Below are 26,937 nucleotides of genomic sequence, written 5' to 3' on the forward strand. Positions count from 1 at the left end.
TTAAGTAGCAGGTTTTATCGTCGCATTTAAATTTCTCAATGGGCTTGCGCGCAGCGCTAGGATTATCCGCCGCCGCGCATAAGCTCTATCGCGATAAAATCTCGCCGCAACAAAGGTCTGCCGCAACGCAGAATTCTAAATCACCGCAAAATTCCATTAGCACGCCCGATAAACAAAATCGCGCCGAGATAAAATTTCATCTTTTAAAACGCAAGCGCCGGACGGAATTCTGCCGCATAGGAGGCCGAAATGCCCGTCGATGCAGAATTTTACGGCGCGAAATTTTATGATTTTAAGCGCGACGAAATTTGGAGTAAAATTTTGCCCCTTCGGGCGCAGATGGAATTTTGCTATGGTCGTATGCAAACAAAATTTTACAACCACAGTCAGGCATGAAAATAAAATTTATTCGACTGGGCGGCAGATTTTAGCGCTATTTTGCGTAGCGAGAGGTTTCGCGCGGGCAGATGAAATTTTACGCGATAAAAGAAGCAAAATTTCAACTCCGTAAAATTCTACGAGCGGGCGAGAGGCATTTTCCATATCTTTTGGATTTTAAAGAGTTTTTAGATATAATCATAAATATTTATTTTTAAATTTCAAAGGATAAAAAATTTGGACACGGACAGTTCGGTTTTAATGTTAGTTTTAGCTTTTGTATTCATCTTTATGAATGCTTTTTTTGTTCTTTCGGAATTCTCAATCGTCAAAGTAAGAAAGTCTCGCCTCGAAGAGCTTATCAAGGATAAAATTCCAAACGCAAAGCTCGCTTTTAAAATTTCAAACTCCCTTGACACCTACCTCAGCGCCACTCAGCTAGGCATTACGATAAGCTCGCTCGCCCTCGGCTGGATCGGTGAGCCAGCAGTATCGAGACTGATCGAGCTGCCGCTAAGATCCATCGGCATAGGCAGCGGAGCAGCGGCGCATACGATCGCCTTCGTCATATCTTTTACGCTCGTTACGCTATTTCACGTTGTGCTCGGCGAGCTAGTGCCAAAATCCATCGCTATTGCCAAAACCGAGAAGATCGTGCTTTTTATCTCCAGACCGCTTCATATTTTTTGGATTATGTTTTTTCCGATCATAAAAGCGTTTGACTTCATCGCTGCCGTCTCGCTTAAAATCATCGGCGTAAAGCCTGCCAAAGAGAGCGAGCTTGCGCTTTCGGACGAAGAGATCAAAATCATCGCAAGCGAGAGCCTAAAAGGCGGCGTACTCGATAGCCTCGAGACCGAGATCATCAAAAACGCCGTCGATTTTAGCGACACGGTCGCTAAAGAGATAATGACGCCACGGCGCGATCTCATATGCCTAAATAAGCAAAAAAGCTACGATGAAAACTACGCAACCGTATTGCAGTCGAAATTTACGCGCTTTCCGTATATCGACGGCAGCAAAGATAACGTCCTAGGCCTCATCCACATCCGCGACATCATCCAACAAAAGGGAGATAAAAGCTTCGATAAAATCGTGCGCAAACTCATCATCGTGCCTGAAAACAGCCCGATCTCTAAAATTTTACCGATGATGAATAAGCAGCGCATTTTTGCCGCGCTCGTCATCGACGAATACGGCGGCACTGCAGGATTTTTGACGATGGAAGACATCATAGAAGAAATTTTTGGCGACATCAACGACGAGCACGACGCGAATGCACAAAATTTCAAACGTATCGACGAGAATACCTTTGAGTTTAGAGGCCGCTTCGAGATCGAAGGCGTCGAGGAGGTGATGGGCATTGACTTTGATGAGGAGACCGAGCAACTAACGATCGGCGGCTACGTCTTTAATCTCTTTGGTAGCCTACCTGAAATCGGCGATAAAATAAGCGATGAAAACTGCGATTACGAAGTACTGCGAATGGATGGCACGAGGGTCTCGCTCGTAAAAGCGATCAAAAAAGTAGTCGCGCAGCCGCAAGAAAACGAAGAGACTGAGAAAAATAACTAAGCCAAAGTGCGGGTTAATAAAATTTCACTTTGCAATGCTGCGCGCCGGAAATTTCAAACATGCTGCCGCTTGCGACGCTCTCAATCCCCATATAGGGCAAAATTTATTCACCGCTCCCGTATAGATGCCCTAATAGCGGGCGCAGGAATGCCACTCGCCTTGTAGAGCGCCATAAAAGTGCTATTTATAAGTCCTCTTCATATTACAAACAAAAGGCGAAATTCTACCGCGAAAATTCTGCCAGAGCGACGCTAGATAGAATTTCTTGATGAGCCTATTTTTAAATTTTGCGAGATCGTAAATTTTAAAATTTCGCGGAATTTTAAAATTCTAATTGATCTAAATTTCTCGCCTAATTTAAATAGCAAGCCCCACTACAAGCCCAGACCAAGCGAATTTTAAAGCCAAAGCCTAAGCGCAAAATTTTCTAAAATTATAAAGATAAAATTTTACCGCGCAGTATCGCAGAATTAACTCTATCGATTTTGATCATAAAATTTCACCAATCTTACTTTAAAACTTCGCGGCTTTAAATTCTAAAAATTCCTCAGTAATCAAGTTGGCACGCCTTAAAATTCCGCATAAATAAATCTTAAATTCCTTTTTGCTACCATAACGAAAATTTTTTGCACGGATGGCTTTATGACAAAACACAAATTCTCATCGCGTTGGGCTTTTATCATCGCTTGCGTGGGCTCTGCTGTAGGTATGGCAAATGTCTGGGGCTTCCCTTACAAACTCGGCACGAACGGTGGCGGCGCATTTTTGCTAATTTACGTTTTTTTTGTAGCGCTGTTTTCATACGTAGGCCTAAGCGCCGAATATGCGATCGGTCGCCGCGCCAAAACAGGCACGCTAGGCTCATACGAATACGCGTGGAAAAGCCGCGGACTGGGCGCTATCGGTAAGGTTATCGGCTGGCTACCGCTTGCCGGTTCGATGTGTATCGCAGTGGGCTATGCCGTCATCATCGCCTACGTTTTAAAAGCGCTAGTCCAAGCCATAGACGGCTCGCTAATGAGCGAAAATACCGATACGTGGTTCAACTCTTTTGCCCTGACGCCCTACTCCGTGGTGCCTTATCACTGTATAATCGTCGCAGGCACGTTGCTGACGCTGTTTTTCGGCGCCAAAAGCATCGAAAAAACGAATAAAATTATGATGCCGCTATTTTTCGTGCTATTTACAATTTTAGCAGTTAGAGTGGCGACACTGCAAGGCGCCGCGGGCGGATATGCCTTTCTTTTTGGCGCCGATTTTACTAAGCTAGCAGATCCGATGGTTTGGATTTCTGCGATGGGACAGGCATTTTTCTCGCTATCGATTACGGGCTCAGGGATGATCGTCTATGGCGCGTATCTATCCAAAGACGAAGATGTGGTATCTGCAGCGAAAAATACCGCGCTATTTGACACGCTAGCCGCGATGGTAGCTACACTAGTGATGATCCCTGCAGTATTTGCTTATGGAATGGATCCTGCGGCGGGGCCTAAGCTACTTTTCGTAACTCTGCCTAAAATTTTGCAAGATATGGCAGGTGGTAGAATTTTTGCGGTGATTTTATTTACCGCCGTGATTTTTGGTGGAATTTCATCGCTTCAAAATATGTTCGAAGTAGTCGCCGAGTCGCTAATGCATAAGTTTCCAAGGCTAAGCCGCGCCTTCACGCTTGCGCTATTGTGCGCGATCTGCCTGGGTGCGGGCCTTGGTATGGAAGCGATAAGCTCATGGGGTCCGTGGATGGATTTCGTATCGATTTATATCATTCCGATCGGAGCGGTAATCGGCGCGATATCGTGGTTTTGGGTGATTAAGCGGAATGAAATTTTAGATGAGATCAATCTGGGCGCAGAGAGGGTCCGCGGCAAGCTCTGGTATGATATCGGGCGCTTTGTCTATGTCCCACTGGCGCTACTTTTATGCATAATCGCGCTTAGTATGCATATTTCGTTTTGAATTAAAATTTCGCTAGATTTAGCATTAATAGTATTCTCTCATAATGGAGTTTTAGCAAATCACATTTATAAATCATTGCATTATCCATATAAATAATGTATAATGCAATCAAAAAGGAGACAATATGACGCGATCTATAAACGTAAATTTTAGAATGGATGCCGAGCTTAAAAAAGGATTGGAGGAAGTATGCACTGAAATGGGGCTAAATTTAACTACTGCTTTTACAATATTTGCTAAAAAAGTATTGCAAGAACGCAAAATTCCTTTCGAGCTGACAGCAGATCCCTTTTACAGCCACGAAAATTTATCTCATCTTAAGCGCTCTTTTGACGAATTAAAGGAAAATAGCGGGATTGAGCACGATTTGTTAGAAGCGGATCAATGAAAAAAATCTGGTCGCAAGAAGCTTGGAAGGATTATCTGTATTGGCAGGAAAATGATAAAAATATTCTAAAGCGCATAAATAAGTTAATCCTAGATATAGAGCGTAACGGCTACGATTGTATAGGCAAACCCGAAGCGCTAAAGGGCAATTTATCGGGGCTTTATAGTGTTAGAATAGATGGAAAAAATCGGCTCGTATTTAGAATATCTAATGGCGCCATAGAAATAGCTCAGTGTAAAACTCACTATGGAGATAAGTAAAATACGTACAAAAGCATCAATATCAAAGCGGTAGTATTTGTCCCAAAATAAAAACTTTCACACCAAAAAAAAGGCGTGGAATTTTAAAATTTTATCTTATTTTATGGCTTAAAATTTTGAAATTCAGTGCAGATTTAAAGCAGTAAATTTCAAAATTTTACCTTGGCTGCTAAAAAGAAATTTCGTCGTTAAATTTAACAACAGAAATTGCTTTTTAATAAATGCCGTATCTGCAAAAGAATATCATGAGCTGCTGCAATATTTCAAGGCGCTAAACGTAAAAATAGAAGATCGGACCGACTTTATACCGCAGGCTCAAAATAGCGGTTATTTCACCGATAAAAATGAAATTTACAGCGACAATTTTAGCGATACGCAAATTCCGAAGAAAAATTTTAAATGGAAGCTTAGGCGATTTTTTAGTTTGGATTGAAATTTTAGTCCAAACGGCAAGTTCTTAAATTTGGCGAGAATTTCACGAGCGAATGGAGAGTAGGACGGCGAGGCAAATACTCGCTCGCCCCTCCTCTGGCTTGCCGCATTCACAAAGCTATGGCGGGTAAAATTCACTCAGCCCGTCGCCAAGGTAGAAAAGCTTTGGGCAATTCAGAATTTAACCCCAGCCCATCACAGCCGTAAAGCTGCGGCAAGCCAATCGATCCGACTCGTCGCCGTAGCAAATCCTCGGCGATCCGAGGATAGAGCCTCGCCCTAAAACCCCAGACCGCCCCCAATCTTTACTTCGCCCCTTTAGGCGGCATAAATGCGGTTAGTTTGATGTCCTCGCCCGCCTTGTGTTTATAAAGCTCGATATCTACCAGCGCCGTGTGGGAGATGTTGCCGTTGGCAAGCTCGCTCGTAGGAAGATCGATCGTAAGTACGTTCGGATTTCCGTTTTTGCAAAGCCCCTCGGCGTTAGGATCGTACCACGCGCCTTCGAAGATCTGCACCACGCCGCGCATTATGTCGTCGCTTACGTTCGCACCTGCTAAAATTTCGCCGCGAGCGTTATACACGCGCACCAGATCGCCCTGCTTGATGCCGAGCTCCTTAGCGTCCTCGGTATTGATCAGTACCGGCTCGCGATCTGCGACGGCGTATCTCTTACGATTTGAAGTGTTGCTCTGCTGCGAATGCAAGCGATCGAGCGGATGCAGGCTAAGCAGGTGAAATTTCGCAGGCTTATCCTTCATACCAAGCCACTCAATGGGCTCGAACCACATCGGATGCGCGCCGCAGTCTTTGTAGTTCATCGCCTCTATCGTATCGGAGTAAATTTCAATCAGCCCGCTAGGCGTTCCCAAAGCCTCCAAAACGGGATCGTTTCTAAAATCCTCAAAGCTCACGTACGCAGCACTCTCTGGCGTTTCGTAAAATTCCGTCGGCTCGTTTTTCTCCCACCACTGCTCAAAGCTCGGCATCTGAATGCCTAAAGCCGTGTTTGCATTCACGGCGCTAGCTGCCCCTTCGTAAAATTCTTTGATCCAGTCCATCTCTGTTTTGCCGCCGTCCGTATAAACCTCGGCAAGCCCGTCCGCGTAAGCCTTGCAAAGGTCGGTAAAAATTTGATAATCGTCCTTCGCGCCGTGCTGCTTGGCGACGACCTGCTTCATCGGGATTATATGCATATTGGAGTAGTCTCCGCTCATCGTGATGTCGTTGCGCTCATACTCCGTCGTGGTCGGGAACACGATGTCCGCCATCTTTGCAGTCGGCGTCCAGTAAATTTCATTCACTACGATGGTGCGCGGCTTGCGCCAAGCCTTGATATTGGTGTTAGTATCTTGATGATGCACGATAGGATTTCCGCCGACCCAGTAGATAAAATCGATCTTCGGATAGGTGATCTTTGCACCATTCGCGTCGATCGTCTTGCCTGGATTTAGCAGCACGTCCGCGATACGAGCTAGAGGGAAGGCGACCTTCGCCGTATTTACCAGCCATGCTTGAGTAGCTTCGCCGCCTTGCTTCTGATCCTGCGCAAGCCCTAGGAATTTGCCGTCCTTAACGACGCCGACGCTTGCCGCGTTCATTCCGCCGATCACGCCGCCCGCGCAGGTAGGCGCGCCGCCGTTAGCGTAGTGGTAGCTAAAGCCAAAGCCCCCTCCGGCAAGTCCGATCTGCCCCAGCATTGCGCATAGAGTTACGATCATCCAGTGCGCCTGCTCGCCGTGATGAGCGCGCTGGATACCCCAACCCGCCATTATCATCGTGCGATTTTCGTAAAATTTTATCGCAAGCTCTTTTATCACATCCGCGCTAATGCCGCAAATTTCACTAGCCCACTCGGGCGTCTTGGCTACGCCGTCGCTCTGCCCCGTAAGGTACGGCACGAATTTTTCAAAGCCCACGGTGTAGTTTTGTAAAAATTCCTTATCGTACTTGCCCTGTGAGTAGAGATGCTGCGCCATGCCTAACATCATCGCCACGTCGGTGTTCGGGCGAGGGGCGATCCATCGCGCCTTGCCCTCGAAATACTTGCCGCTTACGGTTTTGATCGGATCGATGATGATGATCTCTTTATCGCTGTTTTTTAGCTGCTCGAAATACTTAAATCCCTGCTCGTCCGAACTCGTCCACGCCACGCGAAGCGTAGAGATCGGATTTAGCCCCCAAAAGACCACGACTTTGGAGCTTTCAAGCACCACCGGCCACGAGGTTTGCTGTTCATAGACCTGGTTTGAACCCGTTACGTGCGGCATTATTACCTGCGCCGCGCCCGTAGAGTAATCGCCCGTGACGCCCGTAAAGCCGCCGCTTAAGTTCATAAATCTATGAAGCAGCGTCCTTGAGACATGCACGTTGCCCGTGCTCTGCCAGCCATAGCTGCCCGCAAACACCGAACTTGCGCCCTTTTGCTCGCGCGTCTTTTTTAGCTCGCGCGCGACGAGTTTGATCGCGTCTTCATATTTTACCTCGACCCATTCGTCAAGCCCGCGAAGCTCGGGTTTTGGATTATCGGGATCGGCGAGGTAAGATTTTCGCACCATCGGCGCCTTGATACGCGTGTTATAAACGAGATCCGCCATCGTATTTTGAAGAGTATTTGGAATTTTAGAGGTAATCTTCCACGGCGCGGATTTTACGATCTTGCCGTTTTTAACGCTCGCTTTTAAAATTCCCCACCGCGCCGCGGTTAAAATTTCGCCGTTTTTCTTAAGCGCGGTAAGCTTATCCGCCGCAAGCATCGAGCTTGGAATGAGCGGAAGCGCCGAGACCGCCGCGCCGAGCTTTAAAAAATTTCGTCTTTTCATTTCATATCCTTTAAATTTACGTCCTTGGAGTGCTTTTGCAGATACTGCACCACCGTCCAGCTCTCATCCTTGCTAATAGGCGTGCGCGAAAGCATCGATTTGATGTAGCCCGGCCATCTGTTGGCTTCGTAGCTGACGGGCTGGTGCAGAGCGTGACAGACGCTACACGAGGCTTCAAATTTCTCCTTCGCGCCCGCGAAAATTTTATCCACGTCGCCGCTTAGCGCGCCCTCGTCGGTGTAGGCGGTTATTTTAACCTTATTAAAGCCGTCCTCTTCGCCCAAGCTCTCGCTTTGAAATTTAGCCTGCTTCGAAAACGCCACCGCGATTATGCGCGCTTTAGGCGTGAAATAAATAACATTGGGCGCCTTTGGATTTTGATAGCCGATGAGCGAAAATTTCACCACTCCGTCCTTGACCTCCAGCACCTCTATGGCATTCGTAGGCAGCAGCCTGCCGTCCTTATGCGACAAATCGCCGCTTACGCTTACCTGCTTTAGCACCGTGCCGTAAAGCGTCTCGCCCGCCTTAACCTCGGCGCCAGCGTAGCTTGCGATCGTAGCCGCAAGAGCCGCCGCAGCCGCAAGAGAATTTAAAAACTTCATGCTTATCCTTTCTTAAAATTTTAAAAACTTCTCGTAAATCTGCCGTATAAAAAGCTCGCAAACATCACAGCCAAAACAGCCGCAAATGCCGCAAACGCTACCTGCGCGCACTGCGCCGCGTCTGCAAATTTAATGCTCGGCACGAGATAAAATCCCTCGCCGTAAAATCCGCCGAAAAAGCTCTGCACATCGCTAAGCGCGGTGCCTGCGAGGAAAGACGGGGTGCCCGTGCAGCTTGCGGGACGAAATAGCTCCGGCAGCAGGCTATCAAGCGGCGCCGCAAAAGGAAATGCAGGCGCTGCGAGGCAATTTGCGATATCTGCGGCGGGGTGCGGCGCGGAGCTTTGTAAATAGCCGTATATCGCGCCTGCAAAGCCAAGCAGGTAAGCAATGAGCCTTGCTATGAAGCTAAACGGTAGCAGCAAGCCGATAAGCGCGCCCACGCCCGCCACGGCAAAGCCCAGACGCACGAGGGTGCCCATCTGCGTAGGCGACATAAAAAGGCAGCGCTGAAAGAAAAAATATGATACCGCAAGATAGCCTGCGCTTATCACAAAGAGCCAAAACCACAGCGTAGCGGTATTTTGCCACACGTAAATCTTTAAGATCAATCTATTCAAGATCTCCTCCATCTTATAAAATTCTTAAGAATACTTTTTAATCTTAAGATTTAAATTTATGAAGGAATTATAGCAATAAAAGATAAAAATTCGAGTCTGTATTGCCCTAAATATCGGAGTTTTATAAGCTTTAAGCTTGACGTATAAAATTTCAATTTTAAAATTTGACGCTTCTTGCGCGGCAGCGAAACGTTTTTGAGATATGAAATTAAAATGGTAGATTTTATAAAATTTTATCTTTATTCGAGCCTGTTTTGATAAAAAATATATCGATTTCAAAACTCCGTAGCTCCAGCACCCAATAAATATTATGAAGATGATATAATGAGCCGAAATTTTTAAAAATATTTAACTTCATATTCAAGGGCGGGGCGCTATATGAAATTTAACATAAATGCCGTTATCGGCGGGGCGGATGATGTGCCGATCTATATGCCGGATATTATAAGAGCGGTAAGGCAAGAGATTAAAAGGGTTTTTAGCGATTTTGAAATGCACTCGCTGCAAAAGATCGATATTTGCCTTTGTTTGAGCGGAGAAGTATCGAGATATTTTCCCAAATCGGGAATTTATCAACCGAAATATTATCTTAAAAGCAAAAAAATTATCGCGTATATTCATTTTAGCTCAGACGAGTGGAGCTCCGATAAAAGGGCAAATGCAGATAAATTTTTAGAAAAGTTCAAGCAATATCTTATGGAGCTTGGAGATATTACCGGGCGGAAAATTACGAATAATAATTTAGAATTTGACGATAAGCAGTACAAAGATAATATAGACCTAGTTTTTGAAAATTTAGTAGTAGATTGTTGAAATAAAATTTGAAAAGAATATCTATCTGAAGCAGCAAAATTCCGTTTCAGATAAGGCAGACGCTAGCCCGGGCTAGTGAAATTCCAAACGCCCTTAAGACGCAAAATAGCGACGAGGCGAGTTTGGAATTTCATCATCAACGATAATTTAAAATTTTGCCTGAAAGCTTATTGGCTAGCTTAAAGCGCCTTGGTTGGCACCCCGTAGAATTTCAACGCGCTGTTAAGCAAGCGATGAGCGAGCCGCGCAAGGCGGGTCTTGCGCGAGCGCATAGAAGCGCGCGAGTGTTATTTCACAGTAGAGCTTTACGGATTTGATCTCGCGCGTAAAGGGCGAGATCAAGCCCAAATACCCGCGCAAGGACAAATTTTACGCAAGCCGCGCAAGATGGGCCTTGCGCGAGCGCTAAATCGCGGCTTTTAGCGCTTCGAATTTCGCGTCTTGCTCGGCTAGCAGCTGTCCTTTCTCATCGCGCGAAACGTAAATTTTAAAGATATTCTCGCCCGCTTTGTCGTAAAAGCCCACGAATTTCGAGAGCATCCCCATAAAAGTCTGCGTCACAAGGATGATCTTATCAATCTCATCCGTCTTTAGATGACCCCCCAAAATACCCAGCCCATGCGCCTCATCGCCGTTTGCGCCCATACCGAAATTATAATATCCCTGCGCATTCTTGCCGCTTGGGATCTTGGTTTTAAACTCGATGATGAAGCTCGGCGTATTTTTTACGAAAAGCACCTCGCCCCAACTCTCAAGCTCCCTAATGACCTCGCCGAATTTATCGCCGCCGGCGCTCTTTCCGAAGCGCTCGGGCAGGTTTAGCAGTACGTCGATCTCCTTCGCGCCGAGCTCCTTGCAAATCTGCGCGATCGAAATTTTAGGGTTTTGCGCAAACAGCGCCTCGATTCTCTCTTTCATTTTTATCCTTTCTAAAATAAAATTTTAAGAGCCATTATAATATAAAAATTCTAAGTTACAGATAACGGCAATCAATTAAAGAGGATTTGAAAAGCTTATTCTAAGAAAAATTTAGCGCTACACAGTGCTTATGCGTAGAATTTTAAGTGATAATACAAAGAATTTTATCTGCACGGAATTTTAGAATTCTAAAATTCCGCAAAGCTTTAGAGCTTTATCATAGCGGATCGTATCCGAAGCGATTGGACCCGCTATCGCCGCGCTGCACGAAAAATACAAGCAGCACTATCCAACCCACAAATGATACCAAAAGCCCGATATCGCCGAAAAAAGCACCCACTATCGGCGTTAAAATAAGCAGAAAAAACCAGCCGCTTCTATCGGTGTCATGTAATCGCCTGACTGATACAGCGATGGCTGGCACTAGCATGGCTAGCTGAAAAAGCGCATCTATAATGCCGATTTCTTGATGGACGATTTTGCCGGCTATTATTTGATTGTACCCTATCGTAGTGCCTAAAACGCCATCTATCAAGCTCAAAACAATCCCGCCAAGCACGGTAAATAGAAAAAACCACCAGTACTCCGACCTCGATGCTCGCCCGCTAAATGCGGCGTATTTTTGCTTTACGCAAGTTTGCACGGACTCCATAAAAGTCATTTTAAACTCCTTTTTTAAAATAATGTAGGATTATACTAATCGCCCCTTAAATAAATGTCTAAAACTCCCGCCTATTCATCTGCCTTACGTGATATGCCAAATGCGCTAGATCGTAGCCGCCTTTTGAAGCGGTAACCTCTCTGGTGCCATGAACCGCCGAAACATTTAGAACTGCTGCGACAACCTGACCTATGGTGGATACTAGAACTAAAAGCTGCGAGCCAAGTATCGCAAGAACTAGAGTTATCATCTCCGTAGCTGCGATAACATAAAACGCTCTCAAATAGTCTTTCTCGCCACTACAATCATAAAGCTCCTTGCTAATTAATAACCGATAAATCAAATATACCAACATGCACACGCAAGAAACACACAGTGCAAAGACAGAAGGCTTAAAAAGCCCAAAGCCTATAAATACGATGATTAACGCACTTATAGTCGAAAAAACTCCAGCAATCGCAGCATTTGATAGCAAATCCGTGCTGCGTATTGCGCGCGCTAAAAAATATAGCCCTACAGCTAAACATATTACCAAAATAATCCCGATACCTTGTAGTGCACCAGCCTTGTCCGCATTTTTAATATATCCACTCACTGCACTTAGTACCTCAAGTCCAAATGCTATATAAAGAGCGGTTTCGGCATTAGATAGACTCTCGCCACATTCCATAACATCGTCCGCATAAAGATAGGTAATATCTCCCACACCCACGGAGGCATTTAGCTTTCGCACCATATCAGGCAACCTAAAAAAGTCGCTAATAAGCCAAATTAAAAACAAAACATTGGGCACCGAGAAAATAACCATAAAATGAAAAAAGCCCTGTTCTATATCTTTTAGGTCTGATGCTTGCACACCCAAATCCGGACGAGACGAGTTTATAAGCGCTAACAGATCGTTACCTTCTATACTCGTCCACATGACAGCAACCACTACTAAAAAAAGCCAGATGAGAAATGGTAGCCCGCCTAAAAGCTGAAAAATCGCGGAAATTATACGCCCAAGATAAAATCTATGCGCGCCGAAAGGCCCTAGGAACATATAAAATACGTAGGCTTTATTTAGATCGTAAGCCTTAGCTGAGCTTTGCGTAGAGCTAATTCTATCGGAATTTGAGGAAGCTGAATTTTGCCAAGTGGAATTTTGCTCCACAAAATTCTGCGAGCTCGCAGCATCTTCGGTAGAATTCAAGTCTTTCGCGTTAGAATCTTGCTCGCTAGAGCCTGTCGCGACGGAATCTCGCAAAATAGAATTTTCTTCATCCAAGCCTTGAGCTTCAAAAGCTAAATTTTGCTCCGTAGAATTCTGTGGCGTAAAATTCTGCCTTGTGGAAGTGGAATCTTGCTCTATAGAATTCTGAGCCGCGAAATTTTGCTCGCTAGTATCATCCGCCGCAAGAGCTTCTTGCGCTAAATCTAAACTCTCAGATTGCTCCTGTGGTTTCTCATCCAGAGGCTTTTTCTCTTCGCCACTTTTACGTCTTATACTGGCTAGCGACGCAGGATTGCTGCTGCCGCCCCAAATATCTTCGCCCATCTGCTCTCCTTGATTTTTAAAGCAATTTTACCTGAAATTTAAGGAATTTTTGTATATTCGCCGCTACAAATTCAAAACAAAGGACAAAAATGCCAACAGTAACATTTCAAGGAAAGCCCGTAGAGTTAAGCGGGCAAGAGATAAATCTAGGCGATCGCGCGCCACAAGTGCGCTTAGTAGCTCAAGATCTAAGCGAAATCGAGATCGCTAGCGGCAAGCACGTGCAAATCATCGTCGCCGTGCCGTCACTAGATACGCCCGTCTGCGCGACGGAGGCACGTAAGTTCAACGAGCGCGCTGCATCGCTTCCTAACACCGAAGTAATCGTCGTTTCGATGGATTTGCCGTTTGCGATGGGGAGGTTTTGCACGACTGAAGGGATAAAAAATCTACGCGTTGCAAGCGATTTCCGCGATAAGGAATTTTGCCGCCGCTACGGCACCCTCATCGCCAGCGGCGCATTAGCAGGTCTTAGCGCCAGAGCGATCTTCGTCATAGATACCGCAGGCGTTGTGGTTTATAAAGAGCTCGTAAGCGATATAGCCTCTGAGCCCGACTACGACGCAGCCCTAGATTTTGCAGAGCTCGTCGCTCGCAACAGCTGCTCTAACTGAGCAAGATAATAGATCCAAGGTTTGGATAATTTTCGCCTCGCTTTAGTTCACTACTTTAAGCAAATTCGCCCTACTGCAAGTAAAAAACGAAGTAGGGCGCTTAAAATCAACTTCAATTTTACATTTTGATTTTACGCTTTGATTTGCGCTTCGGTGCACGCAAAGCTATTAACGCACTGCGATAGCAAGCGAACGAGCACGAAATATAGGATCGTCTGCTGCTAAATTTTAAATTTAGCAGCAGCGAGAGTTAAAATTTTAAAATTTGCCCGCTTAGCTACTACGCGCGATAAATTCGCTAAATGAAATTTTGCGCGCGTAAAATTTAACTCCGAGCGAGGCGAGTTTGTTTTGCAGCGGCAGCGCCAGCTCCTCTATGCCGCTAAAAAGACAAAGCGGCAAATTTCGCGTCCTATCTTTCGTATCTGCAAAACTCTCGTCCTCAAAAAATTTCTTTAAAAACACGAGCGTTTTTACCTTGTCCGCGCCCAGATCCTCGATGAAAACGCTGAAATATTTGTAGTTTTTTTCTTCGACTTCTTCATCCACCTGCGCGTAGTCGTCTGCCAGCTCGCGGTAAAATTCGTTGTTTAAATCAGCAAGCAGCGCAATCGCTTCAAGCGAGCAAGGCGCCTCAAGCGCGGCAAGGGCGGTTAAAATTCCTTCAAATTTAACGATGTCGTCCGCGACCTTTATCGGCTCCCACGAGCCCGCGCCATGATACGCAAAATACACGGGCGAGGCATCCCCCAGGGCAAAGTCTACGAAAAACGGATCATCCATTCCGTTACGCGCGATGGCTCGCCAGCTCTTGCGCCACTGCCCGGGCGTATCGTCCGCTAGCTCCTCGCTCGTTTTGCGGCTAGCGAGCCTATATCCCTCCTGAAAGCTCTCAAACTCGCTCTCGTCAGGATAGAAAAACGGCAGTAAAATGCACTCCGAGACGATACGTTTGCGGATAAAATTTCGGATTAAGCTCGGAATTTGCACGGCGCGACCTTTGGGTTAAATTTGAGCGAATTTTAGCAGAGTTTTTAATTCGTGCAAATTTACGATCAAATTTTGGTGAATTAAATTTGAGTGCAAAACACAAGCGGAAGTATCGCGAGATGATTTTGAGAGTTGTGCAGAAATTTTAAGTCAAGGCTAGACAAAGTAGTCTGCCGCAGACTTAAAATTTCAAATCTCTCTCAAAAGCACTCGCGAGACGACGCGCTAAATTTTATAGCGACTGCAAAATTTTAGGTTTACCAAACGCCTGTATCGGCTTAATCTCTCCCTTAAATTTCTCAATCTGCACTAGCACGGTGTGAGCCGAGTTGCTTTGCGCGAGACTTGACGTGCCTTTATCGAACGTAAGCACGTTTACGCAGCCGTGCTGGCAGAGGCTCTTTTCGCCCCAAACCTCGGGATCGTACCACGCGCCTTCGCAGATCGCTGCGACGCGCTCGGGCACGATGTCGGTGACTAGCACGCCTGCCAAAATTTCGCCGCGGTCGTTGAAAACGCGCACGATGTCGCCGTTCGCAAGCCCGCGAGCTTCGGCATCTTTTGGATTGATAAGCACCGGCTCTCTGCCGCTAACCTCGGCGAAATTTCTGATGATCGAGTTGTTTAGCTGGCTGTGCAGGCGGTAGCGAGAGTGCGGGCTTACGATGTGAATCGGATACTTCGCCGTCTTTTTCGCATCGCCTAGCCATTCCTTAGGCTCGATCCAAGTAGGCATCGGCGGGCAGTCGGCATAGCCCATCTTAGCGATTACGGGCGAGTAAAGCTCGATCTTGCCAGACGGCGTGCCTAAGCGGTTTTTGGCGGGATTTTCGCGGAATGCCGCAAGGCGCGTATATAGCGCGCTGCTCTCGTCGTCCTTTTCAAAGCGCACGAAGCCTTTGTCGTAAAATTCCTCAAAGCTAGGCATCGTTATATTTAGGCCTTTGGCTTGCTCTACGGCATCGGCGTAGAATTCTTTCATCCAGCCTAACTCGTCCTTGCCCTCGCTAAAGACCTCGCCGTATCCCCAGCGCTTGCAGATCTGCTCGCAGATCCAAAAGTCGCTCTTACTCTCGCCCATCGGCTCGATTGCAGGTCTGTAAGCAACTATATATTCGCCCGTAGCGCCCGTTTGGTTGATGTCGTTGCGCTCGACCTCGATCGCGACGGGAAGCACGATGTCGCTAAGCTTCGCCGTACTCGTCCAGTAAGGCTCGGCGGTGATGACGGTGTCAAATTTACGCCACTGCCTCACAATATTATTCACGTCCTGATGGCGCGTAAACATCGATCCGCACGCCATATACGCGACTCTCATATGCGGCAGTTTGATCTTGGTGCCGTCATAATCGATCTGCTTGCCCGGATGCTCCAGCGCCTCTATGCTGCGAGAGGACGGGATGGTGATATTTTTCGCGCTTTTCCAAGGCGCAGAGCCCGTATTTTCGTATTTCTCATCTATGCGCGTGCTAAGTCCCTTTAAAATAGGAGCCACCTTGTTCGTAGCGCCCGCAGAGCCGTAGCCCAAGCTAAATTCAAAGCCGAGCCCCTCCTTGCCGATATATCCCAGCATCGCATTAAGCGCCACTAGCGCCCAGAAAGGCTGCTCGCCGTGATCTGCGCGCTGCAAACCGCGACCGATCAGGATCGTGCTCGGCTCCTTTGCAAGCGCCGTAGCAAATTTCGCAATAGCCTCCTCGCTAAGCCCGCAAATTTTGCTCGCCCAAGCTGCGTCCTTTACGATTTTATCGCTCTCGCCTAGAAAATACGCTTTAAATTTATTAAATCCGACGGTGTATTTTTTGATAAATTCCTCGTCGTAGAGGTTGTTCGTAAACAGATAATGGCACATACCGATGATGAGCGCGGTGTCGGTGTTCGGGCGCACGATGATATCTTCGCTGCCGAAGTAGCGCGCGGTGTCGTTTCTCATCACGTTTACGCTGTAGGTTTTGATGCCCGATTTTTTAAGCTCTTGCATGCCGATGTAACCGTCGTGCGTAGGTGGAATGGATGAAATTTGATTGGTTACCGCAGGATCGGTCGCCCAAAATACGACGTTTTTAGCGTTTTTGACGATCGCTTTCCACGTAGTAGGCGCGTCGTAAACGGCGCTTGAGCCCAATACGTGAGGCATGATAACCAGACCCGCGCCGGTCGAATAATCACCGCTTTCCTCTACGTAACCGCCTAAAATTTTAAGCATTCGGTGCGCTACGGTGCGTCCCCAGCCGATCTTGCCGCTGCCGCCCCACCAGTAGCACTCGCCGTAGATCGCCTCGGCGCCGTATTTTTCGAAATTTTCTTTCAAAGCCTTCGCCGCTAGATCAAGCGCTACGTCCCAGCTAACGCGCACGAACTCCTCTTTACCGCGCAGTTCGCTCTTTGCCGCGCCTTTAGCCTTCAGATAGCTTTTGCGCACCATCGGATAGAGCACGCGGTTTTCGTTTTGGATATTATCGGGCAGGCTGTAATTCATCGTGTTTGGAAATTTATCGCCTTCAAAATCGCTTACCGAAACGATCTGCGACGAGTTTAAATTTAGCCAAAAAGTACCGAATCTATTTGCGCCGAATACCTTTTTGTTATCAAAAATCGTCTGCGTGACCCCCTCAATCCTGCTAGCGCTTGCCGCGCTTGCGCCTAAAATCCCTGCCTTTAAAAAGTCTCGCCTTTTCATCTGATCTCCTTTATCATTCAGGTTTTTTTGCGTTGTGTTGTAGATATTTTATGATCAAATTTAGCTCGTCGCCCTCGAGCGCTACGTAGTTTGCATTGATCATCTCTTGTAAATTTGCAGGCCACTGATTTGCCGTGAAGCTCTTTGGCTCATGCAGGCGGTGACACGCCGAGCAGATCTGCTCGTAGTTCGTCTTTGCTTCCGCATAAAGAGCCTTAGCGTCCTTAGCTACGGCATCTGAGCTGATTTCGTAAATTCCCTCCGCCTCATACCAGATCTCGCCGTAATCGTCCTCGAGCTTTTTGCCCTTTTTAAAATTTGCTTCGGCTTCGTTCGTAAAAATCGCGTAAATTTCAGCCTCTTTCATATTTTTTTGGATTTGAAGCTGATAGTTTTCGCTCACGACGCCTTTAATTTTAATCTTGGTAACGCCGCCATCGCTGGATATCACCTCGATCGGCGTTAAAATTTCAGCCTCGCCGATAGTTTTTCCGTCCTGCGAGATCGCCGTGGTTTTGGAGATCACCTCGCCGCCGAAAAGCGAACACGCACAGACAAATGAGATAAAAATTTTCCTCATAAAGTATCCTTTCTGGGTTGTCTTTAACGCGAATTATAAATCAAAGATAAATTTAAATTTGTCGCGATTGCGACGAATTTATCCTTTTTATGTAAAATTTACGTGAAATTTTATGCAAAGAGCTGCTATGATAGATAGACTAAATAACGATTACAGCGAGAAATTCGACTTTTTAAGCAGGGAGCGGATTGCTAAATTTAGGCGCGAAAGCTACGCTCGCGGCGACGTGATCTACGCGCAAAAGTTTAAATTTATCATTCTACTGCGTGGCAGGGCGAAGCTAAACTGCTACGAAAACGGCAAGGAATTTATCTTTAGCTTCGTAAGAAGCGGCGCCTACGTCTGCTTGGATAAAAACACGAGCCTTGAAATTTTAAGCGACTGCGAGACGCTGCAGATCAATATCTCGGAGCTTTTCGAGCTGCTTGGAGACGAGTTTGCAAGCTCGATCATAAACGCGCTTATCAAAAACATCTACTCGCAGCGGATTTTAATTAAAGAGATCGTTTTTGCGAAAATTCAGACGCGGATTTTAAATTTTCTAAACCGCATCGCAAATGCCGATAAGATCGTGGAGCTTCCCTTTAATATAATGACGCTGGCAAGCCTGCTCGGAGCGCCTCGCCAAAACGTCTCCTCGGCGATTACGAAGCTGGTAAATGACAAAAAGATCGTGAAATTAAAAGGAAATAGAATTAAAATTTTGTAGTTTGAATCTGCGCAGGGGATCTAAATTTAAACTATTTTGGCGAAAGCCGCCCGCGAAATTTTAAATTTAACCCGATAAAAAGGCGCGCGGCGCGAATCGAACGAAAGGACGCGCAGATCAAAAAGACAAGCGAAAGCATCGCAAAGTAAGATGAGGCTCGGATAAAATTTGGAAACGGGGCGCTTGCGCGACCGAGCAAATTTCACGCGCAAAATACGGTGCGACGATTTAACGCTCTTGGCACGAATTTCAAATTTAACGAAGCGAGGCAGCGCGCTAAATTTTACAAAGATTGCAAAATTTTTACAGCGTCGTAAGTTTTTACCTGCGCTTTTAGAAACTCGCAAAGCTCTTTCTGCTCGCAAAGGCCGTGAGCGAGCAAAAACTCCGCCGTGTCTGTATCATCCAGTACTGCGGCTAGCTTAATCAAGCCCGTTAACTCATTTTGCGGTAGCTCGCGCAAGCTTTGAAATTTTAAAATTTCCTCCACATAGCGTAGCCTCCCGTCGCGGAATTTTTTAAATCTCGCGCTCTTTATGAACTCACGAGCGCGTGGATCAGGCGGATTTTTATATGCCGAAACGATAAAACCTGCATCTCGTAAAAATAGCAGCTCACCGCCTGCAACCGAGCTTACCACGCCGCTAATATCTGTAGCGCCCAGCTCAAGAAGCAATGAAAACGTCTCAAAATCTCCGCACGATGTGGCTAGATGTAACGATCCGCGTGCATGTATGTTTGCGCCGTGCTCTACCAAAAATCGCACTAATCGCAGCACATCCGCATTTTTTAAAATTGTGCGACGTCCTAGCTTTTCGCTTGGAGTTATCAAATTCTTTTCGTCTGCACCCAAATCAGCGCTGCTTGGCGCATCAATACCCGCACCAAAATAAAGCGGACAGCCGTAAGAAATCGCAGTTTGCAACGGCGAGCCGATATATCCTTCATTGTAGTTCAAATCAGGCTTAAACGCAAGTATTCGAGTAATTCGTGTAAAATCAAGCTTTCCACTTCGCATTAGTTTCATATTTGCAATAAATGGCGTAAAAATCCGCTCGTCAAACTCCCCGAAATCCTCGTCGATCCTGTCCCTGTTTTGCGCCGCGAATTCCAAAAGGGCGTCCAAGCCCGCATCTATCTGCGCATCGCTAGCATTTTCATCGTAAAAAATTTCAAAATTTGGCTACGATAAATTTGACTCTGCTTGCTGTGAAGCAGAAACTCTCGCGTCATCCTTAGCAGCGCCAAAAGCGTAGCCCGCAAGCAAAAGCCACAAAAAGATAAAATTTTTCATATCATCCTTTCCATAAATTTTGCCCGATTATATCAAATCTAAGGCTAAATTTAACGGCGTCTTGAAATTTCATAAAAAGCAAACGGCAAATAAATTTAGCCCAAAAAAGCGCCTTTTGATTTTAATTTCGCTAGAATTAGCCATAAATAACCTAAACAAAGGAGCGGCAAATGAAACTACTTTTTACTTTGATCTTGCTTTGTGCGGGGCTTTTTGCAAACACGCTGCAAGAGATCAGAAATAGCGGCGTCATTAGAGTAGGCGTCAGAGACGGCAGACCGCCTTTTAGCGAGATTAGCGGTGGTAAATTTGAAGGCTTTGAGATCGAGCTTGCCAATGCGATCGCAAAGGCGATTTTCGGTGCCAAACAAGGCGAAGTGCAGTTTGTCTCTCTAAGCGCCGCCGATCGCGTCTCGTATCTAGTCAATAATAAAGTCGATATGGTTGCAGCTACCTTCGTCATCGATTCGGCACGCAAAAATCATGTAGACTTCTCGATGCCGTATTTTTCGACCAATCTCGGCGTACTAACTCGCAAAGCGGACGCCATCAAAGATATATCGCGTTTGCGCGATATGAGACTCATAACCGAAGAGGGCACAACCGTAGATAATTATCTCAAAAAAGAGAAATTTAGCAACGTAAGCTACTGCAAAAACACAAGCGAATGCTACGCGATGATCCGTGACGGCAAAGCCGACGGATACGTCAATCTAAATATCACGGTGCTAGCCTACGCCGTCGTGGACGATACGCTCGAAGTGCCGTTTCAAAACTTCGGCAAGCCCGATTTCATCGGTATTGGCGTGCAAAAAGGAAATAAGGAGCTGCTTGATTTCATCAACGCAGAGCTTGTCAAACTAAGCAAAGAGGGCTTTTTCAAAAAGGCTTATCAGGATACCTTTGAGCCTTTTTACCGCGGTACGGCGGATAAAAAATACTTCCTGCTAGATGGAATTTATGACTTGCTATAAAAGCGAGCTAGAAATTAAAATATAAAATTTATCGAAGGCAGTTTGCATAACGAATAAATCTTGGGATTTAAAATTTAGAATTTGCGAAATTTTAAATCCCCACTTCGCCCCTAAATTTCAAACTTGCATACGCGCGGTGATTAAATTTTAAACCGCTTGCATTTATTTTCTCTAAAATATATAGTGCTATAATTATTTCAAAACTAAAAAGTAGGGGGCTTTTTATGAGATTACTTTTTATTTTAGCCTTATTTTGCGCTAGCATTTTTGCAAATACACTAGATGAAATCAGGCAGGCAGGTGTTATCAGAGTGGGCGTGCGCGAAGGTCGTCCGCCACTAAGCGAGTCTAATAACGGCAAGTTTGAGGGCTTTGAAATTGAGCTTGCTAGCTCAATCGCCAAAGACATTTTCGGCGATAAAAAAGGCGAAGTGCAGTTCGTAGCCGTAACCGCAGGCGATAGAATCCCGTTTTTGAAAAATAACAAGGTCGATATGGTCATCGGTACCTTTATGATTACGCAAGAGCGTAAGAAGCAGGTGGATTTCTCACTTCCGTATCTATCGGTAAATTTTGGCATTGTAACGCGTAAAGAGGATCAAGTGAAGGACTTCGCGCAAGTTCGCGATATGAGGATTTCAATTGAAAAGAACCCAAACGGCTCGATGACCGAGCGCTATCTACGCAAAGAGAAATTTAGCAATTTAGTTTACTGCAAAAATACCTCCGAGTGCTATGCGATGATGAAGGACGGCAGAGCCGACGGTTACGCAAACGACAACATCATCGTCCTAGCCTACGCCGTCGTGGACAATACGCTCGAAGTGCCATTTAAAAACCTAGGCGCGGCGGAATTCTTAGGCGTCGGCGTGCAAAAAGGCAATCAAAGCTTGCTTGATTTCATCAATGCCGATCTAATCAAACTAAGCAAAGAGGGCTTTTTCAAAAAGGCTTATGAGGACACTTTCGAGCCATTTTACCGCGGCACGGCGGATAAAAAATACTTCCTGCTAGACGGAATTTATAATATGCTTTAGGTCTTAGAATTCTAAGGCGCAGGGCTTTAAAATTTTAAAATTCCGCTTCGCACGCGGCGAGTGGAATTTTAAAATCTGCAAATTCTAAAATTTTAGTAAGCGAGAAATTCCGCAAAATTTCAAAATTTAAAATTTTATCTCACGCTCGGTTTAAAAACATCTATTCTATTTGAAGCAAAATTCTACGCTACGAACAGAATTTTAGAATTTTACCCGCACCGAGAATTTTAAAATCCCGTGCTGCAACACAATTTCGTAACTCATGGCTTTTGCGCTGCGATAAAATATAAAATTTATCGTGCGGTGTAGAATTCCGCAGATAAGCGCGATAGATTTAAAAGGATAAAATTCCGCGTGAGGTAAATTCTGCTCACGGCAAAAGCGCGGTCGTCGCAGATGTTATCGTTTAAGCTTTGTGGTCGCAGAAATTTACTCAAACGCCTTGTAGTGCGCCTCGTCAGCGAATTCTAACATCTCGCGATCGCCCCTGCTGTCGCCGTAAGCGATAACGCGATCGAAAGCCTGCACGTCGTATGCTGCGCGCACGCGAGCGACCTTTTGCGCGCCGTAGCAGTTCTGCCCCTCGATCTCGCCCGTGATGATGCCGCCTTTGCGCCGTATTTTAGTGCCTAAAAGCTCCAAGCCCTGTGCGTCGCACCACGGACGTAGCCAATCTTCGAGCGAGGCAGTGACGATGACTACCCTATCGCCTGCGGCTTTGTAGCTTGCGATCTTGTCCATCGCGCTTTGTTTTAGGATATCTTCGATGTGAGTGGTGGAGTATTTTTTGCAAATTTTATCGAATTTATCGGCGCTCATGCCCGCAAAAAAGTAGCCCAAGAGCTTTCTGCGCGTAAAATTATTGCTCGCAAGGCCTAGTTTATACGCCACCAAAATGGGCGATAGCACCAAAATCCCGCGAAAAAATTTCTTAAATCCGACTACGTAGGCGACGAACTCGAGCAGCGAATCATCACGCGTGATCGTGCCGTCAAAGTCGAATAAAACAAGATTCATTGCCTCTCCTAGCAAAATTTTAGCAGCTCAAATTTTAAAATTTGTCTATAAAAAAGGCGTGAAATTTAAAAGCTAAATTTCACGCCGAATTTTAAAATTTCATTTTGAAATTCTATTTTTTAGCCATTCGTCTGCGCGTTGTAGGGTCCAGGTATCGCTTGCGCACGCGGATATTTACGGGCGTGACCTCCACAAGCTCGTCCTCCTCGATCCACTCCAAAGCGCGCTCTAAATTTAATGCTCGCGGCGGCACGAGTTTGATCGCATCATCGCTGCCGCTGGCGCGGACGTTGGTTAAATTTTTACCCTTGATCGGATTGACGTCCAGATCGTTCGGGCGGCTGTGCTCGCCGATGATCATACCCAGATAGACCTTCGCCTGCGGAGCGATAAAAAGCACGCCGCGATCTTGCAGGTTCCACAGGCTGTATCCTAGCGCCACTCCGTTTTCCATGCTCACGAGCGCGCCGTTTTGTCGCTTCTCGACCGCGCCGATGAAGGGGCGGAATTCCAAAAAGCTATGATTCATCACCCCTTCGCCGCGAGTATCGGTCAAAAACTGCGAGCGAAAGCCGATAAGACCGCGCGCGGGGATCTCAAACTCCATGCGCGTCTGACCGTCGCCGGTAGGATTCATCACCTTCATCTCGGCCTTTTTGCGACCGAGCTTTTCGATGACGGTGCCGGTACAATCATCGGGCGCGTCGATGACTAGATGCTCGAAAGGCTCGCATTTGATGCCGTCGATCTCTTTGATGATGACTTCCGGGCGCCCGAGGCAAAACTCAAAGCCCTCACGGCGCATATTTTCAGCTAAAATCGTAATCTGCAACTCGCCGCGGCCGCTTACTTTAAATTTTCCCTCACCCGCGTTTTCATAGCGCATCGCGATGTTGGTTTTCATCTCCGCTTCTAAGCGCTCATCAATTTTATTTGAGGTCACGAATTTGCCCTCCGTGCCGGCTAGTGGTCCGTCATTTACACTAAAAATTACGCTAAGGGTCGGCTCTTCGATATGCAGCGCATCAAGCGGAATCGGATTATTGGGATCGACGATACTATCGCCTACGTCAAGCGCGTCAAAGCCAGCAATCGCCACAATGTCGCCCGTGCCCGCCGTATCAATATCGGTGCGCTCAAGCCCGTTAAAACCGATCAGTTTTGAAATTCTACCATTTATATGCGTGCCGTCGGCTTTGGCTAGCATAACACTTTGGTTTTTGTTTATCGTGCCGTTGAAAATCCTAGCGATGCCGATCTTACCGACGTAGTTATCATAATCGAGCGTGAAAACCTGCAGCTGCAAAGGATTATCGTCGCTGCCGCTCGGAGTAGGGACGTGAGAGATGATCGTCTCAAAAAGCGGCTTCATGTCGGTGCTCTCATCGCTTAAATCGTATTTTGCGTAGCCGTTTTTGGCCGCGGCATAGATGACGGGGAACTCAAGCTGCTCGTCGTTTGCGTCAAGCGCTACGAAAAGATCGAAAATTTCATTTACCACGCGGTCCGGATCGGCTGCGGGCTTGTCGATTTTATTTACAACCACTATCGGCCTGAGACCCAAAGATAGTGCCTTTTTTACAACAAATTTTGTCTGAGGCATAACGCCTTCTTGCGCGTCGACGAGCAAAAGAACGCCGTCTACCATTTTTAACACGCGCTCGACCTCGCCGCCGAAATCGGCGTGACCCGGAGTGTCGATGATATTAATTTTAACGCCGCCGTAGTGGATGGCAGTGTTTTTGGATAGTATCGTAATGCCGCGCTCGCGCTCTATGTCGTTGCTGTCCATCACGCGCTCGCCGACTTCTTGGTGATTACCAAAGGTGCCGGACTGTTTTAAAAGCTCATCTACGATAGTGGTCTTGCCGTGATCGACGTGTGCGATAACCGCGATATTTCTGATATTTTCCAAATTTTTCTCCGTTTATAATTTCAAAAACTGATGATTATACTAAAAAAATTCTTAAGATAAAAATTTACAAATACTCTTTGACTTCGCAGACAAAAAACTCATACACGCGCTGTTGGATCAACGCGTCCTCGTCATCATCTCCAATCAAACGGCGTAGATGCGAAAAATCAATTTTTTTGATATATTTTTTGTTATTTTTGATATCTCTGTCGATCTCTTTTAAAAGCGAATCTAAATTTAAGCTTTTATAAGTTTTCGCCTTTAAGATATACTCTTTTACGATGGAGACCAGCACGCCGATGCGCTGCTCATCACCCGGATAAATTTCGCCAGCTATATCTTTGATCGCGTCGTAATCCTCGTCGGTCTGCTTCTTTTTGGCAAGCAGCATAGCGGCAAAAATTTTGGCTCTAAACTCAATAGAGCGATGATGAGGGATAAAAACCTCGCGAAATACGGATAAAAGATGATTTTTGAAATTCATTTATAACCTTACTTTAAGAAACATTTCCATATAATCCCATTTGCCCTTTCTTAGACCTGTGCAATGCTTTTTTTAGGCACCGCTTCAGGGTAGGAATACAGCAGAGCACTTAGATCTCGCATGTGCCGCAGCCATCTGGGAAGGGGTTTTATAAATCGATCCTATTAAGTCCGAAATGCTCTTTGAAATCCTCGCAAACACTCTGAAAATCGACGCCTTCAATTTTTGGCTTTGATTTGAAAAACTCTAACATCGAATTATACCCGCTAAGCAGCTCCTTGCTTTTCACGCCGTAGCTAATCGAAATCCCCGCCTCAAAAAATGCCGCTAGCTTATCACAATACTTAAGCGCCTTGCCGTCGATTGCGCGAAATTTATCTTCGTTAAACATCTTTAGGCTGCCTTCTGCAAATTTAGGCTCCTTGCCTAGCTCGAAGGTGCGGTTTTCAAACTCATCTTTTATAAATTTACCGCCCTCTTTGCGGATACCCAAAATATAGCTGAAATCATCTCTCATATGCTCCGGCACGAAAGGCAAAATTTTATCGTCTATTAGCCGCATCTCATATTCGCCTATGATGTCGCTAAGACCTTTGACACCGTATTTTACGGGGCTAATGATGTCGCGAGTGAGGCTTTCAGGCAGATCGTGAAATAACGCACAGAAAAAATTATAAGCCGTGCGCGAGCGGCACGCATCCACTTCAAGCGAGAAAAAGTAGCTTAAAATCGCGACTACCAGCATGTGTCCTAGCACCGATGTCTCAGGGATGCGCGGCGTCTGCGCCCAGCGCTTTTGAAAACGAAGTCTACCACTAAGATCAACTATGCGGGCGAGCTTTTTATTCATCACGATCTTTCGTACGCCGATTAGCTCATAATAATCCTCGAGCTCCTCCTCAACCTTGGCTTTTAACTCCTCGATATCGTTTAAAAACTGGCTAGTTTGATAGACGATGTTAAATTCCCACCGCGTAGAGAGGTAACTAGCCGCCTTTAAGATTACGGCTTCTTTCTTATGATCTTTGGAATTTAGATATTTTTTAAATCGATCTAAAAACTCGCCATTTTGAATAGGCAAAAGATCACTTTCTAGGACGCTTAAAACCCATTCGTTGATCTTTTTTTTCTTGGTTTTTTGGATCTGATGAAAGACGTCCGGACGGATGTCGGTCACGACGATGCGCGCTAAAAACTCGAAAATCCCCGCTTCGATTACGTAGTTGATATCCACATCGCGCTCAAAGCTAGCGATAAAATAAGCGATGATAAATTTATGTGCCTGTTTGTCAAGCTCAACTAAGCTCACCATCTTTGGGTAATCGTTCCAGCGGCTAATGCTCGCGGATTTAAAAATTTGTTCGACTAAATTTGAGCTTATCATCGGTAAATTTGATCCGAGTTTATTTCGATTACGGTGTGGACGTTGCCGCGCGGATTAAAATCACCCCTGATTTTCATAAATTTAGGCTTTAACTTACTTTGCAGCGCGCCGTAAATTTCATTTATGCTATCTTCGTGGCTGATGTAGCGGTTCATAAAGGAATTTATGTAAAGTTTGATCGCTTTAAGTTCGACTACGAGCTTGTCAGGGATATATTCCAAATAGATCGTCGCAAAGTCCGGATAGCCAGAGCGTGGGCAGCGGCAGCAAAACTCGGGCAGGGTAATTTTTATC

Annotated in this window: 25 protein-coding genes and 1 other RNA gene; 11 read left to right on the forward strand and 15 right to left on the reverse strand. The window is 45.9% G+C overall.

Features of this window, described 5'->3' with window-relative positions; genetic code table 11:
- Nucleotides 1–259 precede the first annotated feature (259 nt).
- From Q0144_RS10285 to Q0144_RS10305, 5 genes are all read left to right on the forward strand, one after another.
- Entirely contained in the window at nucleotides 260–511 is a 252-nt protein-coding gene (locus Q0144_RS10285; protein WP_298064031.1) for a hypothetical protein, read from the forward strand.
- A 128-nt stretch (nucleotides 512–639) separates the two neighbouring features.
- Entirely contained in the window at nucleotides 640–1,953 is a 1,314-nt protein-coding gene (locus Q0144_RS10290) for a hemolysin family protein (protein WP_298064080.1), read from the forward strand.
- Nucleotides 1,954–2,595: 642 nt separating this feature from the next.
- Nucleotides 2,596–3,909: a sodium-dependent transporter gene (locus tag Q0144_RS10295; RefSeq protein ID WP_298064032.1), complete on the forward strand. Its 1,314-nt coding sequence runs from the start codon at nucleotides 2,596–2,598 to the stop codon at nucleotides 3,907–3,909.
- Nucleotides 3,910–4,033: 124 nt separating this feature from the next.
- Nucleotides 4,034–4,297, forward strand: coding sequence for a type II toxin-antitoxin system RelB/DinJ family antitoxin (locus Q0144_RS10300; protein ID WP_298064033.1), 264 nt, complete (start codon nucleotides 4,034–4,036; stop codon nucleotides 4,295–4,297).
- The gene (locus tag Q0144_RS10305; protein WP_291938836.1) at nucleotides 4,294–4,557 is read left to right on the forward strand and encodes a Txe/YoeB family addiction module toxin; all 264 of its coding nucleotides are present in this window, start codon (nucleotides 4,294–4,296) and stop codon (nucleotides 4,555–4,557) included. Before Q0144_RS10300 ends, Q0144_RS10305 begins: the two co-directional genes overlap by 4 nt.
- Nucleotides 4,558–5,294: 737 nt before the next feature.
- Here the strand turns inward: Q0144_RS10305 and Q0144_RS10310 are convergent.
- Genes Q0144_RS10310 through Q0144_RS10320 form a run of 3 tightly spaced genes read right to left on the reverse strand, consistent with a single transcriptional unit; the run spans nucleotide 5,295 to nucleotide 9,036 of the window.
- Nucleotides 5,295–7,811 (reverse strand): molybdopterin guanine dinucleotide-containing S/N-oxide reductase, encoded by a 2,517-nt coding sequence (locus Q0144_RS10310; protein ID WP_298064034.1) that lies wholly within the window; start codon nucleotides 7,809–7,811, stop codon nucleotides 5,295–5,297.
- Entirely contained in the window at nucleotides 7,808–8,416 is a 609-nt protein-coding gene (locus tag Q0144_RS10315) for a cytochrome C (RefSeq protein ID WP_298064036.1), read from the reverse strand. Before Q0144_RS10315 ends, Q0144_RS10310 begins: the two co-directional genes overlap by 4 nt.
- A 20-nt stretch (nucleotides 8,417–8,436) precedes the next feature.
- Nucleotides 8,437–9,036: a disulfide bond formation protein B gene (locus Q0144_RS10320; RefSeq protein WP_298064038.1), complete on the reverse strand. Its 600-nt coding sequence runs from the start codon at nucleotides 9,034–9,036 to the stop codon at nucleotides 8,437–8,439.
- 378 nt (nucleotides 9,037–9,414) lie between these two features.
- Here Q0144_RS10320 and Q0144_RS10325 point away from each other — a divergent pair, with 378 nt between their 5' ends.
- Complete coding sequence (locus tag Q0144_RS10325) at nucleotides 9,415–9,849, forward strand: Imm12 family immunity protein (protein WP_298064040.1); 435 nt, start codon at nucleotides 9,415–9,417, stop codon at nucleotides 9,847–9,849.
- A 405-nt stretch (nucleotides 9,850–10,254) separates the two neighbouring features.
- Here the strand turns inward: Q0144_RS10325 and hutX are convergent, their stop codons facing one another.
- The 3 genes from hutX to Q0144_RS10340 form a co-directional block, all read right to left on the reverse strand.
- Complete coding sequence (gene hutX / locus Q0144_RS10330; RefSeq protein ID WP_298064043.1) at nucleotides 10,255–10,767, reverse strand: heme utilization cystosolic carrier protein HutX; 513 nt, start codon at nucleotides 10,765–10,767, stop codon at nucleotides 10,255–10,257.
- A gap of 217 nt (nucleotides 10,768–10,984) precedes the next feature.
- Entirely contained in the window at nucleotides 10,985–11,428 is a 444-nt protein-coding gene (locus Q0144_RS10335; RefSeq protein ID WP_005872982.1) for a DUF805 domain-containing protein, read from the reverse strand.
- A 58-nt stretch (nucleotides 11,429–11,486) separates the two neighbouring features.
- Complete coding sequence (locus Q0144_RS10340; protein ID WP_298064046.1) at nucleotides 11,487–12,965, reverse strand: NINE protein; 1,479 nt, start codon at nucleotides 12,963–12,965, stop codon at nucleotides 11,487–11,489.
- 89 nt (nucleotides 12,966–13,054) lie between these two features.
- On the opposite strand from Q0144_RS10340, the gene tpx reads away from it, so the two are divergent.
- Nucleotides 13,055–13,579: a thiol peroxidase gene (gene tpx / locus Q0144_RS10345; protein ID WP_005872978.1), complete on the forward strand. Its 525-nt coding sequence runs from the start codon at nucleotides 13,055–13,057 to the stop codon at nucleotides 13,577–13,579.
- A gap of 273 nt (nucleotides 13,580–13,852) precedes the next feature.
- Here tpx and Q0144_RS10350 read toward each other — a convergent pair whose 3' ends face one another.
- The 3 genes from Q0144_RS10350 to Q0144_RS10360 all read right to left on the reverse strand — a co-directional run bounded on the left by Q0144_RS10350 (nucleotide 13,853) and on the right by Q0144_RS10360 (nucleotide 17,829).
- A complete protein-coding gene (locus tag Q0144_RS10350; protein ID WP_298064048.1) occupies nucleotides 13,853–14,569 on the reverse strand; it encodes a hypothetical protein in 717 nt (238 codons plus the stop codon).
- A gap of 232 nt (nucleotides 14,570–14,801) precedes the next feature.
- Entirely contained in the window at nucleotides 14,802–17,249 is a 2,448-nt protein-coding gene (locus Q0144_RS10355) for a molybdopterin-dependent oxidoreductase (RefSeq protein ID WP_298064052.1), read from the reverse strand.
- Nucleotides 17,250–17,262: 13 nt separating this feature from the next.
- Nucleotides 17,263–17,829, reverse strand: coding sequence for a hypothetical protein (locus Q0144_RS10360; protein ID WP_298064054.1), 567 nt, complete (start codon nucleotides 17,827–17,829; stop codon nucleotides 17,263–17,265).
- A gap of 127 nt (nucleotides 17,830–17,956) precedes the next feature.
- On the opposite strand from Q0144_RS10360, the gene Q0144_RS10365 reads away from it, so the two are divergent.
- On the forward strand, nucleotides 17,957–18,538 hold the full coding sequence (locus tag Q0144_RS10365; RefSeq protein WP_298064057.1) for a Crp/Fnr family transcriptional regulator: 582 nt from the start codon (nucleotides 17,957–17,959) through the stop codon (nucleotides 18,536–18,538).
- A 283-nt stretch (nucleotides 18,539–18,821) separates the two neighbouring features.
- Here the strand turns inward: Q0144_RS10365 and Q0144_RS10370 are convergent, their stop codons facing one another.
- Entirely contained in the window at nucleotides 18,822–19,664 is an 843-nt protein-coding gene (locus tag Q0144_RS10370; RefSeq protein WP_298064059.1) for a hypothetical protein, read from the reverse strand.
- A gap of 338 nt (nucleotides 19,665–20,002) precedes the next feature.
- Here Q0144_RS10370 and Q0144_RS10375 point away from each other — a divergent pair, with 338 nt between their 5' ends.
- Together Q0144_RS10375 and Q0144_RS10380 are read left to right on the forward strand one after the other, a co-directional pair.
- The gene (locus Q0144_RS10375) at nucleotides 20,003–20,806 is read left to right on the forward strand and encodes a transporter substrate-binding domain-containing protein (RefSeq protein WP_297987635.1); all 804 of its coding nucleotides are present in this window, start codon (nucleotides 20,003–20,005) and stop codon (nucleotides 20,804–20,806) included.
- 224 nt (nucleotides 20,807–21,030) lie between these two features.
- Entirely contained in the window at nucleotides 21,031–21,843 is an 813-nt protein-coding gene (locus Q0144_RS10380) for a transporter substrate-binding domain-containing protein (RefSeq protein ID WP_298064061.1), read from the forward strand.
- A 429-nt stretch (nucleotides 21,844–22,272) separates the two neighbouring features.
- On the opposite strand, the gene Q0144_RS10385 is transcribed toward Q0144_RS10380, so the two are convergent.
- The 3 genes from Q0144_RS10385 to Q0144_RS10395 all read right to left on the reverse strand — a co-directional run bounded on the left by Q0144_RS10385 (nucleotide 22,273) and on the right by Q0144_RS10395 (nucleotide 25,259).
- Nucleotides 22,273–22,860 carry an HAD-IB family hydrolase gene (locus Q0144_RS10385; RefSeq protein ID WP_298064062.1) on the reverse strand — a complete coding sequence of 196 codons (588 nt, stop codon included), beginning with the start codon at nucleotides 22,858–22,860 and terminating at the stop codon, nucleotides 22,273–22,275.
- Between the two features lie 112 nt (nucleotides 22,861–22,972).
- Nucleotides 22,973–24,775 carry a translational GTPase TypA gene (gene typA, locus Q0144_RS10390; protein WP_298064064.1) on the reverse strand — a complete coding sequence of 601 codons (1,803 nt, stop codon included), beginning with the start codon at nucleotides 24,773–24,775 and terminating at the stop codon, nucleotides 22,973–22,975.
- Nucleotides 24,776–24,839: 64 nt separating this feature from the next.
- Entirely contained in the window at nucleotides 24,840–25,259 is a 420-nt protein-coding gene (locus tag Q0144_RS10395; protein WP_298064066.1) for a hypothetical protein, read from the reverse strand.
- 47 nt (nucleotides 25,260–25,306) lie between these two features.
- On the opposite strand from Q0144_RS10395, the gene ffs reads away from it, so the two are divergent.
- Nucleotides 25,307–25,404, forward strand: an RNA gene (gene ffs, locus Q0144_RS10400) — signal recognition particle sRNA small type.
- A gap of 3 nt (nucleotides 25,405–25,407) precedes the next feature.
- On the opposite strand, the gene Q0144_RS10405 is transcribed toward ffs, so the two are convergent.
- The gene (locus Q0144_RS10405; protein WP_298064068.1) at nucleotides 25,408–26,643 is read right to left on the reverse strand and encodes an HD domain-containing protein; all 1,236 of its coding nucleotides are present in this window, start codon (nucleotides 26,641–26,643) and stop codon (nucleotides 25,408–25,410) included.
- The coding region (queF, locus tag Q0144_RS10410; RefSeq protein ID WP_298064071.1) for a preQ(1) synthase at nucleotides 26,640–26,937 on the reverse strand (298 nt) is incomplete at its 5' end. The genes Q0144_RS10405 and queF, both read right to left, overlap by 4 nt.

This window comes from uncultured Campylobacter sp. (assembly GCF_938045345.1).
In the GTDB taxonomy this organism is placed as follows: Bacteria; Campylobacterota; Campylobacteria; order Campylobacterales; family Campylobacteraceae; genus Campylobacter_B.